This is a genomic window from Flagellimonas sp. (genome assembly GCF_965233845.1).
Lineage (GTDB): Bacteria > Bacteroidota > Bacteroidia > Flavobacteriales > Flavobacteriaceae > Flagellimonas.
Window position 1 is genome coordinate 1,338,516 of sequence record NZ_OZ247584.1, and the last position, 12,757, is coordinate 1,351,272.

A 12,757-nucleotide genomic window follows, 5' to 3' on the forward strand; every position below is an offset into this window, starting at 1 on the left:
CATGCAGGACCAAGACAAATATTATCTGGGGATTGATATAGGGGGTAGCCATTTTGCCCTTGGTATGGTGGATGCATCGCAAATGGGATTGCTCATGGAAACGGTGGAACGTTATCCAGTGGACGGTAATCTGCCGGCTCAGGATTTTTTGGACCAATTGCTTTCTGCCATAAGGGAATCCATTCAAAAGTTCAAAAGGCCCATAAAGGGCATTGGTCTGTCCGTGCCCGGTCCATTTGACTATACCAATGGGGTTTCCCATATCCGTGGACTCAACAAATACGACGCACTGTTTGGGGTCAACCTGAAACTCTTTCTGTGGACTCACATACAGGATGCCTTGGCGTCCCCAGATAACATTGTCTTTATCAACGATGCGGACAGTTTTGTTCTAGGGGAGGCCTATACCAACAATCTCGATAAGGGAAAGGTTTTGGGGGTAACCTTGGGAACCGGAATAGGCTCGGGCTTTGTCATTGATGGAAATGTGGTCACCGAACATGCCAACATACCCAATGAAGGCAATATTTATAACCTTCCCTTTAAAAACAGAAGAGTGGAGGATTGGATTTCCACCCAATGGTTTTTGGAAACTTTTACCAAGACCACGGGCATCACTGTGGGCAATGTGAAGGAAGTTGCCGAGCATGCGCAAACCTTGGAAAAGGCCAAGGGAATTTTTGAACAATACGGACAGCATTTGGGTGAAGTGATGACTTCTCTTTCGGAAGTGTTCAAACCAGATGCCCTTGTTATTGGAGGAAGCATATCCAAGAGCTATCACCTTTTCAACGAAGCTTTTGAAGCTTGTTTCCCCGTCACCCCCAATATTCATATTACTAAAGGCACGGCCCATTCGGCCATTTTAGGTGCCGTCATACATTTAACCATTAAACAGAATAAATTGAGCACAAAAAGAAACACGGAGCAGTATGTGATGCCAATGCAGGAAGATGGGTCAAGAACAGGTGAAGGCTATATGGTGTACCCCTCTTTTGAGATTTCTACGGGGACTGTTTCCATGGGCGTGGAGAGCCTCGTGGATGAACTTCCCAAAACAGGATGTGTTCTCATAGACGGTTATATGGGGGCATACTGGGAAGAATTTATGGCCCGTTTGTCCAGTGAACTCCAAAAAAGAAATGTAAAGCATATCAATTATGCCATGGCTTCTGCGTACAAGGAGGTTTCGGTCATAGAGGAGATGGTGGCTCCATTTTTGGGAGGCGACGACCCTGTTTTTGGAAAGAAATTTCCCAGAGATTTAAAAGAATTTTTCGATGAGGAAAAATTGCAATCCATTAAACCGGAGGAGGGTGTCCTCAATATTATCTATGGGCCCGGAGCAGCCTTGAGTGGTTGGGAAGGGACCGTGATTTATATGGATATTCCAAAGAATGAGATACAATTTCGTTCCAGGGCAGGGCAGGTTGCCAATTTGGGCAATATTATGGTGGCTGATAAAAAACATCAATACAAGCGCATGTACTTTATTGATTGGCCAGTCTTGAACAGACATAAACACCAACTGCTGAAGGATATGGACTATGTTGTGGACGGGCAGTTTGAAGGTGATGTCTCATGGTGTTCGGGAGATACCTTACGAACAGCACTTCAGGAAATGTCTGCCCATGCCTTTAGGCCAAGACCTTGGTTCTCACCCGGGATTTGGGGAGGGGATTGGATGAAGGAAAAATTTGATGGCTTGGCACAGAATGTGCCTAACTATGCATGGTCTTTTGAGCTCATTGCACCAGAAAATGGGATTGTGATTTCAAAGAACGGCGCACGATTGGAGGTTTCCTTTGATTTTTTGATGTTCCAAGATAATCAGGCCATTTTGGGCAAAGCGGCAGATATTTTTGGAACGGATTTTCCCATACGGTTCGATTATCTGGATACCGTGAATGGACAGAACCTATCCGTACAATGCCATCCCACCTTGGAATACATGCGGGAAAATTTTGGGGAAAACTTTACCCAAGATGAAACCTATTATATTTTGGATGCCGACGCCGATGCCCAGGTGTATCTTGGATTTAAGGAAGGAGTGCAAAAAGAGGAATTCCAAGAGGCCTTGGAGCAGAGCCATGCCCAAGCAAAGCCCATGCCGGTGGAGAATTACGTGCAAACGTTCGATGCCAAAAAACATGATCTTTTTCTTATTCCAAATGGAACAGTGCATTGTTCCGGTATAGGGAACTTGGTTTTGGAAATTAGCAGTACTCCTTACATATTCACTTTTAAGATGTACGATTGGATGCGCATGGACCTGGATGGAAAACCAAGGCCATTGAATATTGAACGCGGTGTGGCCAACCTGAATATGGAATGTCAAGGAGATAGGGTAGAAGTGGAATACATTTCCAAACCACAAGTGGTACAATCCGGTAATCATTGGAAGAAGGTAAAGTTACCCACCCACCCAAAGCATTTTTATGAAATCCATAGATTTGAGTTCACTGACGAAACGATCATTGACACGGAAGAACAATGCCATATCCTCAATTTGGTGGAAGGCGCTAAAATACGTGTGGTGGCCCAAAACAGGAGTATGGACATCCACTACGCCGAAACCTTTGTGGTCCCTGCCGCGGTAGGACGTTACAAGATTGAAAATTTGGGTGAGGGAGAGGCAAAAGTGATCCAATCCAATGTAAAACCAGAATTCTGTAAAACAGGATTTTAATCATTTACAAAAGCATGGAAGCACAAAAGAACAGCTACCTTTTTAAGATTACCGCCATTGGAGCATTGGGGGGATTTTTGTTTGGTTACGACACAGCCGTGATTTCGGGAGCCATTGGTTTTATGGAAACCAAGTTTTCCTTGACCCCTACACTAAAAGGTTGGGCCGTATCCAGTGCCATTTTGGGTTGCATCTTAGGCGCGCTGACTGCTGGGTATGTGGCCGACCGGATCGGCCGGAAAAAGGCCCTGATCATAACAGCTTTGCTGTTTGCCATATCGGCCATTGGTTGTCTGTTGGCCCCAAGTTTTACACTTTTGGTCATTGCACGGATTATTGGGGGTGTAGGTGTTGGTGCTGCTTCCATGCTTTCGCCATTGTATATATCGGAGATTTCTCCGGCGGAAAAAAGAGGGTCTCTGGTCTCCCTATATCAATTAGGGATAGTGTTGGGGATAATTATTGTGTATTTCTGCAATTATTTGGTGGCACAGGCAGGGGATGAAGCTTGGAACATTGCATATGGATGGCGCTATATGTTGGGGTCAGAGGCTTTGCCTGCCCTATTGTTTTTGGGCGCCCTGTTCTTGGTTCCCGAGAGCCCTCGGTGGTTATCCAAGAACGGTAACAATGCGGCGGCCCTTCACATTCTGGAAAAACTGAATCCGAAGGAGAAAGCCACAGAAATCCATCAAGGTATCCAAAAAGCGTTGCAGCAAGAAAAAGGCAAATTATCCGAACTCTTTGAAAAAGGCTTTCGGACTGCGATCATCATTGGCGTGGTATTGGCTCTTTTTTCACAGGTTACAGGTATCAACGCCATCATGTATTACGCCCCTGAAATATTGAAATCTGCTGGTTTTGGCGTGGATTCAGCCCTTATACAGACCGTTCTGATAGGAGTGATCAATTCAATCTTCACCTTTGTGGCCATTAAATACATTGATAAGGCAGGTCGGAAAAAACTATTGTTATGGGGAATTTTGGGAATGATCGTTTGCCTGTTGGTCATTGGGGCCTTATATCAGTTCGATGCCCTTGAAGGACCTTGGCTGCTGATTTTCATCTTGGGATTTGTGGCTTGCTTTGCCTCTTCCTTAGGACCTATTCCGTGGGTGTTGATTTCTGAAATTTTTCCAACAAAAGTACGGGGAGTGGCCATGTCCATATGTATAATGGTCTTATGGGTAGGGGTTATGCTAATATCACAATTCACTCCCATATTATTGAGTGACCTTGGACCCTCCTATACATTTTGGTTGTTTATGTTAAACGCCATTTTCCTGTGGGTTTTCACGTATAGGATGATTCCGGAAACCAAGGGCAAGACCTTGGAGGAAATTGAAATGGGATGGAAAAAATAAATCTAGTCATGAAAAAAATAGCTTTAAAGCTCTTATGTTCCCTTATGGTACTTGTACCCATGTTGGTATGCGGGCAGATAGAGTTGCCTCCCATTTTTTCTTCCCATATGGTATTGCCCAGGAATAAGCAAATTCCTATTGAAGGGAAGGCAGAGCCAAGGACTACATTGACCATTACCATTGGAAGCCAAAGCCATACGGCAAAAGCGGATAAAAATGGAGTTTGGAAAGTGAATCTGCAACCCATGGCTGCCGGAGGACCTTTCGTCCTTCAAATTGAAGATGATCAAGGTAGGGAATTGACATTGGACAACCTATTGGTCGGTGACCTATGGTTATGTGCAGGGCAATCCAATATGCAGTACACCCTGAATATGCTGCGGTATAAGGAAACCCCGGATGACAACTATGATTCTCCCAACCTTCGGTTGTGCTCGGTATGGGTAGACCGGGATTATCTTCCAAGAAAGGATGTACCCAATGCCGTATGGCAGGAAGTGTCCAAGGAAACCGCCCGGAACTTTAGTGCCGTTGGATACTTTTTCGGGAAAAACCTAGTTGGGGAACAAGAAGTTCCCATAGGTCTCATCAGTAGTAATTTGGGGGCTACGGCCATAGAAACCTGGATGGGTATGGACGTTCTCAAGACATTTCCGCAGTTTGATGAGGTTACGCAGAAGTTGGGTAAAATCAACAAAAGTTTTAAAACCCTGGATACTGAATTGGAAAAGTTTAGAAAGAAATGGGATGATAAATATTATTTAAAAGGACCTGGAATTGAGGGGAAATGGTACGAAGAAGGGTATGATTATTCCAATTGGGAAGAATGTACCTTGCCCGCTTTCTGGGATGATTTTGGGTACGCTTCACATGATGGCAGCATATGGTTCAAGCGAACCTTTGATTTGGATGTTGACCAATTAAAGAGTGATTTCAATATTGTTCTCAACCAAATTGATGATTATGATAGGGTATGGGTCAATGGGGTACAGATAGGGGAGTCCTTTGGGAAAAGCAATTTCAGGAATTATTCCGCATCCAAAGACATTCTTCGGGAGAAGGGAAATATACTCACCGTACGTGTTTTTGATGTTGGCGGGAAGGGAGGAATCTACACCAATGCCTTTTGGGGCAATTCCATCCTCAACGGAACTTGGAAGTACAAAAAAGGAGTAAGTATAGACAGTAATCGGTTTCCGCAACCTGAAGTGTCCAATGGCAGTCCATTCTCGCACCCCATGCTCTTGTACAATGCCAGTATAGCTCCCTTACATAAATTGCCCATAGCAGGAGTAATCTGGTATCAAGGGGAATCCAATGAATCCAGGGCTGTGGAATATGGCTCTTTGTTACCGGCCATGATACAAGATTGGCGGAAGCAATGGAGCAATCCTAAAATGCCTTTTTTGGTTGTTCAATTGGCAAACTATAGGCAAGAAGATGCTGAACCTAAGAATAGTCAGTGGGCCGAATTGCGGGAGTCCCAAATGAAAGCTACTGCTTTAGAAAATGTTGACATTGTTACTGCCATAGATATTGGTGAGGCCAATGACATCCACCCTTATAATAAAAAAGAAGTAGGAAGAAGATTGGCATTGTTGGCGAAACATTACAATTATGGGGACATACTTAAAAGAAGCCCTGTTTACAAATCCCATAGTTTAACCGATACATCCATTTTGGTCGAGTTTGAGACCCATGGAGATAAATTGGTAAGTAAGGACAAGTATGGCTATTTAAGGGGCTTTGCCATAGCTGGGAAGAATGGCGAGTTCAAATGGGCCAAAGCAGAGTTGGTAACTACGAACACGGTAAAGGTGTACCATGAAAATATCAAAAATCCAAAGTATGTAAGGTACGCTTGGTCTGATAATCCCGGACAATTGGACTTGACAAATGCCGAAGGACTGCCCGCGTTTCCTTTCCGAACCGATAGTTTTGAGTTGGGCACTTCCAAGAAAACATATCAATACGATCCCCATGCATTTTAAATATAAAATAGTAAGCTTTCTAATTGTATTATTGTTGTCCACTAATCGGATTTCGGCACAAGAAAAGTCGGTGCAGGATATCGGTTCATATGACTTTCAGGCAGCGCCGGCCCCCGAATGGACAGCGTTAATGGAGCGTACCTCGGGTTGGTTTGGAGCAGATGGGATATTTACCATTCCTTTAGATGGTGTGGAAAATCAAGGAGACGGAGAAAAAGAGACCCTCTTTATTTTTAGCGACACCTATATTGGGGAGGTTGTAAACAATGTGCCAAAACCTGGTAATGTTATGGTGAACAATACCACCGCATGGATGAAGGGGCTGGAACCAAAGAAATCGGCCATTGATTTTGAGTACAACTTGGATGGTGATGGGAAGCCAACATCCTATTTTGTTCCAAATAACAGAAATGCCAAAGCCAATGAGTATTTCTGGTTGGGGGATGGGTTTATAAACCATCATAAGGACAATGCGCTTTACCTCTTTGCCTATCATGTACATAAAACCGGTCCCAATGTTTTTGATTTTGAACAGACCAACATAACATTGTTAAAAGTTGATAACCCTATCAAAGAGGGAATCTCCAAGTCAACTCAAATCGCGACCGATTTAGGATTTGTACACCCAACAGAAGGGCGGGTATATTTTGGTAGCGGACTTTTCGTGAATACTAAGCAAGCCAATGCTCCAAACCCAGATGGATATGTTTACATCTATGGTATCATGGAACGGCAAAAGTCCTTGATAGCAGCAAGGGTACTACCTGAAAATATTGAAAATGTTGACGAATGGGGTTTCTGGAACGGTAAGAAATGGGTGGAACAAAAGGAAGAGGTGGCGGAAATAACAAATGCGGTTTCCAACGAACTCAGCGTAACTCCAACAGAAGACGGCAATTTTTTACTCACGTTTACGGTTTTGGGCCTTTCCGATAAGGTAGGTATACGTGTGGGGACAAGTCCTGTGGGGCCCTTTGGTGAAATCCATGAGGTGTATACTTGCCCGGAATACAAGGAAAAAGGACTTTTCCCGTACAACGCAAAAGCGCATTATCATTTATCAAAACCCGGGGAACTGTTGATCAGTTACAATACGATTACGCTAAACTTTTGGGAAGATATTCAAAAAGACGCGAGTATATATCACCCTAGATTTATAAAAGTAAAATATTAGTAAACGAGTACTGGACTTAAAAAAAACATATGAAAAACTGGATAAATGGAATGACAATTAGGATAAGTATTTTGTCAATTGTCATGACGAGTGTAGGCTGCAAAGACAAAACAAAAGAAACACCGATAGCGGATAATAATGAAGAGCCAGAGACTATCGTTGCTGTAACATCCCCTAAATGGAGCCAGCTCTTTATTAAAAATGAAGGATGGTTTGGGGGAGATGGCATTTTTGGAATTCCTATGGATGGCAAAGAATTTGTTGCCGCAACAGATAGCACGGTCACACTTTTTACTTTTGGGGACACCATGATCGGGCATCATGATGGGCAAAGCTTACTGCCGGAAGATTTTTTAATGATCAATAACTCCGTGGGAATCCTGAAAGGCCAAGAACCGAATGCAGATAATATTACGTTCCATTGGAAAGAAAGCGGGGGTCAACAGGCCAAAGCACTTTTTAAGCCAAACACACCAAACTCCAGACCACATGATTATTATTGGTTGGGAGATGGATTTGTAAACACAGAGGGGGATGAAAACCTTTATGTTTTTGCTTACCCGGTTCGGGAAAAGGATACCACGGGTATAGGAGGTTTTAATTTTGAACAAGTTGGCGTAAATTTATTGCAAATACCTAAGAACAGTACGCCTCCGTATTTAGATCATACCCAATTGGAGACTCCATTTTTTGATTCAGCAACCCAAACTTCATTTGGCAGTGCCATTTATGTGAACACGGAATCAGCGGGAGCTCCGGACCCCGATGGCCATATCTATACATATGCGGTGTCCAACCAAGAAGGTACCAAGGGCCTGTTGGTCGCAAGGGTATTACCCGAGTATTTGACAAAGTTTGATTATTGGAAATTTTGGAACGGTCAAGATTGGGTGGCAGAAATGGAAGAAGCGACTATGATAGCCAAGGATGTTTCCAATGAAATGAGCGTATCCCCTTTATCTGATGGCAGAATTGTATTGACCTACCAACGTTTTACCATGGGACCTGAGGTGGCCATACAAATTGGCGAGTCCCTCGTTGGGCCATTTGAGGAGCCTGAAATAGTGTATTTGGCCACTGAGAATGATACCCATAAAACCTATTTCACATATAACGCCAAGGCTTACCCGCACCTATCTAAACCTGGTACTCTTTTAGCAAGCTATAACGTGAACTCATTTGATTTTTGGGCGGATATTTTAAAGGACCCCAATCTATACAGACCACGGTTCCTTGAAATCTCTTTGGAATAGTGGCTTAACGTTTAATGTCTATACCATAAGTGAATTGATCGGCCCGGTAATAACCTATGTTGTATTCTATAGGTCTATTGCCAGGGTCGTAGACTACCCGTTTTCTTTGTAGAATGGCCGAATTTACGGGAACTCCCAATTTCTCCGCAAGAAATTTGTTGGCTAAAATAGCGCTTATTTGTTCTCTGGAAAGAACAGGGATGGTATGATATTCATGTTCCAAGATATCGTAGAGATGACGTTCAAAATCCTCATTTCCTGTAATGCCTATTCTTGGGTGAAAATAACTCACGAAGTATACAAAAGGACCGTTTTCCAAACCACGAAGTCTTTCTAATCTGAAAAGTTCATGCCCCTCCTTTACTTCCAATTGTTCCGAAACTTCCGCGCTTACTTTGATTTGGGAAACCTTGATTTCGTAATTTCTAAAGTTAATCCCTTGAGCATGCATTTCTTGGCTAAAACTAACCCAATTGGATAGCTTGGTTTCGACCTGCTTTTTTGCCACTTTGGTGCCAACCCCTTTTTTTCTTACCAACAGCTTTTCTTGAACCAACCTATTGGTGGCCTGTCGAATGGTATTCCTTGAAATTCCAAGTCGTTTGGACAAATCTACCTCCTTAGGTAAAAACTTTCCATTTTGGTATTCCGGGTCATTTATCATATCACGAAGAATCTCTTCAACCTGAAGATGCAGGGGTACAGGACTATCATGATCTATGCTTAGGGACTTAAAATTTACTATGTTCTTTTGTTCAGACATTCGACAAACTTATAAAATTTGTGTCAAACATTTGAAAATATTGATAAGATGGATCGGATTGGAATATATGAACACAGGGAATCATTTAAAACCAATAGTTTGCGCCTCCAAAGACTATGATTTAGAAGTTGGTTATTCAATAGTTAAATAGTACTATTACTATGCTCAATTTTAATCGGTGAGAATAGAATTCTATGATATTCCCTTCAACATGGGTGCAATAACGAACTTGTTCTTTAATTCTAATCCTGATAATGTATATGGTTCAAAAGCTTTCATCGCGGCAATACTCTAATCCAAAATGACTGTTCTTCCGCTGCGCTTTTGACTTTTATAGGACGAAGGTTTTTATCAATAAAGTGATTTAATTGACCCGAATTTCTTCCAACTTTCATTATGCAAAGAGGATCATTAAAATTGTCAAAATGATAGTTCCAAGTGCGATGCTTCAATGGTATCAACAATTACCCAGGTTTCTTGACCTTTATTATAAAAGGAACCATTCCTTGGGACCATCTATCGTACACGCTGGAAATAGAATTGGAAACAGGATTTATTGTTCCAGCCACTTATGTACTAAGATTTTCCTAAAGGGCAACCTGTTTTAAATTCATTTAAGGTGTGACATGGAAAAAATTAATTTGAAAATGAGTTTTATTCTTTAGTAAAATACTAGTGCTTGATTGGAAAGTTTTCCTCAAAATTTGCGATAGCCTTGAAAGCAAAGTCTGCTATACTTTCAAACAAATGGAAGAAAGAACCTCTGGGGTTTCCATTAGCATGGAAAATATCTCCAACACCACGTGTAGTGAAGTTCTTTAAAGCGAAATAGCCCATTTTTCTAGAATTTAATTTACGTTGTCCTTGTTAGTCCATTTGTTTACGATGCCAATATGCTATTAGAGACCGGTTCTTCTTAAATTTTATTTAAGTCAATTTTGTGCCAACAGAATTTGTGGCATGTTCCTATAATAGTTTTCATTTTGTCATTTCACTCCCAAAAGTACCATCCTTTCTCTCATTTGCACAATTACTAACTTGGACTCCCATCTATTTTTGTGCTTTGAATTTTGATGCCAAATAAAAATCACAATGGGAAAGAAAGCATTAATTATAGGTGGAAGTAGCGGAATAGGCCGCGCCACTGCACTTAATTTATTAAAAGATAATGTAGAAGTTCACGTGGTAGGAACAAATGACAGAAAGATGGAGGCGTTAAAAAATGATGTCAAGGGAAATCTTAAAACGCACAAGGTTGACATTACCGACGAGGTACAAGTATAAGTTTTTTGTAATGAGATACGGGATTGGGACAGCTTGGATTATTTGGTAAACGCCTCAGGCATTTTTAGACCTAAACCTTTTTTAGACCATACTATTGCTGACTATAACAACTATCTAGACCTAAACCGTGGTTTCTTCTTTATCACTCAAACAGTTTCAAGAAAGATGAGTGAGACACGGGGAGGTGCTATCGTAAATGTAGGTTCCATGTGGGCCAAGCAAGCTATAAAGGCAACGCCATCTTCCGCATACTCCATGCAAAAAGCGGGGCTTCACTCATTAACACAACATCTTGCAATGGAACTTGCGGAACATAAAATACGGGTAAATGCTGTTTCCCCAGCGGTAGTTGAGACACCGGTTTATGAGAGTGTTTTTGGCGGAATACAGGAAGCGCAAAACGCATTGCAAAACTTCCATGACTTTCATCCCATAGGCCGTAACGGTAAAGCTCAAGATGTTGCGGACACGATTTGTTATTTGCTATCTGATAAGGCTGCATGGATCACAGGTGCTCTTTGGGATACCGAAGGTGGTGTAATGTCTGGCCGTAACTAATGGATTGCTATTATGAATCTATAAGAACATTTATCTTCTAGTTAAAAGTTAATCGAAAATTGATGTGTAAAACAATTAACCTTTGGACTTTGTCTAAAATAGATAGAAGAAATCAAATGTCTTCTTATTGGTACTGACCTTACAGGTCATATCACAGTATACAAATCGACAGGTGCTGGCGAAAAAGATCTTTTAGTTTTAGAAACTCGTAATTGTTTGGGTGGTCGTTTTCGCACTCAAACCGGGATAGATTTATACTCAAATTGGTTTCAGAACCACTACGAAGGCGTGCATAAATTATTGGACGACCTGGATATAGAAATACCATCAATATAGTTCAGGAAGAGGTGTTGATATATAACAGTCTGGCACCTGAAAAATCACTTTCAAAGTGATACAAATACTCTGAGTACTTACCGAATTGTTGATGGCTACATGGCGATGATTGATGGGTTGGTTTTACGGCTTTGCGAAAGCACACATTTAAATACTTTTTATAAAATTAAGCCTAAAGGCAAAATATGTTATTGTAGTTCAAATACAAGAGCTTATTAAGCTGAAGGCGTTGTAATAACTATTCCACCTTGACTTGCGGTCGAAGTAATTGTCATTTCCGAATTACCAGAAACCCATGTCAAAATAATGGAGTAAACCGTCCTTGGATAAGCAACATCATAAAAAAAGGACTCACACTTTTAGCAAATCTTTTTTGAAAAGAAAAGTGCTTTTGGGTACGCTTACAGAACAAGTAGGATGCGAGACTAAGTTGTAAGACAATACCCAAGTTGAAGAAACACCCCTTTACTCTGTTGCATTTTGGGAATGAAGTACTCTGGATCTAAGTAAACATCTTGGACCCAAAATGCTGATGTATTTACCCTATTTTAAAAAGATTGGTCTAAAGACTCAAATCCAGCAGCTCAAGAAATTAATAGTACCTTTATGGGGCCATGATATGGAGATTCTCACTATGAAAAATTTTACTAAGAAGGTAAAGTATTTTTTTCAGGTGCAGAAATGTATATAAAAAATGGTGACCACGAGTGCGGGTACATTCCAAGAGAATCTCTACCATATGTTCTCCCACTTTGACAACCAAGTGCGCAGGGACAAATCCATTACGGGAATGCAGGAAAAGCTGCGGAGGGGATACTGGACTGGAGCCTATCCGTTTGGATATACCAACACCAATCCCGGTAAGGGAAAGACACCAGATTTCGTGATTACCCAAGAGGGTAGATTGCTCAGGCAGGCTTTTTTATGAAAACGAACGCCAATATGTCCCATGTCGAGATTGCAGAACGGCTGAAAGAAAAAGGCTTGGACATAAAGGCAAAAAAATTGACCGATCTTTTTAGAAATCCATTCTATTGTGGACTTATTGTCAATAGCCTAATTCCTGGAGAAGTGATTCAAGGAAAACACGAGGCCCTGATATCAAAAGAAATCTTTTTAAAGATCCATAATCTACTTCATGAGGGAGATACACCCAAGAAATATTCGTACGACAATGAAAATCCGCCATTAAAACAGTTTGTCAGATCTTCGGTTTGCGGGACACCTTATACTGGGTTTATCGTGAAGAAAAAGGGGCTATATTATTACAAGAACAGGCGTAAGGGAAGCAGGGAAAGCAGAAGTGCAAAAAGCTCCATGAAGAGTTTATAAATGTTTTACAGGT

General features: G+C 41.5%; 8 protein-coding genes and 1 pseudogene. 8 read left to right on the forward strand and 1 reads right to left on the reverse strand.

From position 1 onward, the window contains the following. The first annotated feature begins 1 nt into the window (after position 1). The 5 genes from ACO6S0_RS05930 to ACO6S0_RS05950 are packed head-to-tail and all read left to right on the forward strand — an operon-like array spanning position 2 to position 8,471. Complete coding sequence (locus ACO6S0_RS05930; RefSeq protein WP_422351078.1) at positions 2-2,689, forward strand: ROK family protein; 2,688 nt, start codon at positions 2-4, stop codon at positions 2,687-2,689. A 14-nt stretch (positions 2,690-2,703) separates the two neighbouring features. Continuing rightward, positions 2,704-4,053 carry a sugar porter family MFS transporter gene (locus tag ACO6S0_RS05935; protein ID WP_422351079.1) on the forward strand — a complete coding sequence of 450 codons (1,350 nt, stop codon included), beginning with the start codon at positions 2,704-2,706 and terminating at the stop codon, positions 4,051-4,053. Positions 4,054-4,061: 8 nt separating this feature from the next. Next, a complete protein-coding gene (locus ACO6S0_RS05940; protein ID WP_422351080.1) occupies positions 4,062-6,044 on the forward strand; it encodes a sialate O-acetylesterase in 1,983 nt (660 codons plus the stop codon). Beyond that, a complete protein-coding gene (locus tag ACO6S0_RS05945) occupies positions 6,034-7,218 on the forward strand; it encodes a DUF4185 domain-containing protein (RefSeq protein ID WP_422351081.1) in 1,185 nt (394 codons plus the stop codon). The genes ACO6S0_RS05940 and ACO6S0_RS05945 overlap by 11 nt, the downstream gene beginning before the upstream one ends. 29 nt (positions 7,219-7,247) lie before the next feature. Continuing rightward, positions 7,248-8,471, forward strand: coding sequence for a DUF4185 domain-containing protein (locus tag ACO6S0_RS05950; RefSeq protein ID WP_422351082.1), 1,224 nt, complete (start codon positions 7,248-7,250; stop codon positions 8,469-8,471). Positions 8,472-8,475: 4 nt separating this feature from the next. On the opposite strand, the gene ACO6S0_RS05955 is transcribed toward ACO6S0_RS05950, so the two are convergent. Then, a complete protein-coding gene (locus ACO6S0_RS05955) occupies positions 8,476-9,234 on the reverse strand; it encodes a GntR family transcriptional regulator (RefSeq protein WP_422351083.1) in 759 nt (252 codons plus the stop codon). A gap of 1,092 nt (positions 9,235-10,326) precedes the next feature. On the opposite strand from ACO6S0_RS05955, the pseudogene ACO6S0_RS05960 reads away from it, so the two are divergent. The 3 genes and pseudogenes from ACO6S0_RS05960 to ACO6S0_RS05970 all read left to right on the forward strand — a co-directional run bounded on the left by ACO6S0_RS05960 (position 10,327) and on the right by ACO6S0_RS05970 (position 12,744). After that, positions 10,327-11,076, forward strand: a pseudogene (locus tag ACO6S0_RS05960) (SDR family NAD(P)-dependent oxidoreductase). Between the two features lie 1,030 nt (positions 11,077-12,106). Then, positions 12,107-12,340, forward strand: coding sequence for a hypothetical protein (locus ACO6S0_RS05965; RefSeq protein ID WP_422351084.1), 234 nt, complete (start codon positions 12,107-12,109; stop codon positions 12,338-12,340). Then, on the forward strand, positions 12,337-12,744 hold the full coding sequence (locus ACO6S0_RS05970; protein ID WP_422351085.1) for a recombinase family protein: 408 nt from the start codon (positions 12,337-12,339) through the stop codon (positions 12,742-12,744). Before ACO6S0_RS05965 ends, ACO6S0_RS05970 begins: the two co-directional genes overlap by 4 nt. Positions 12,745-12,757: the final 13 nt, after the last annotated feature.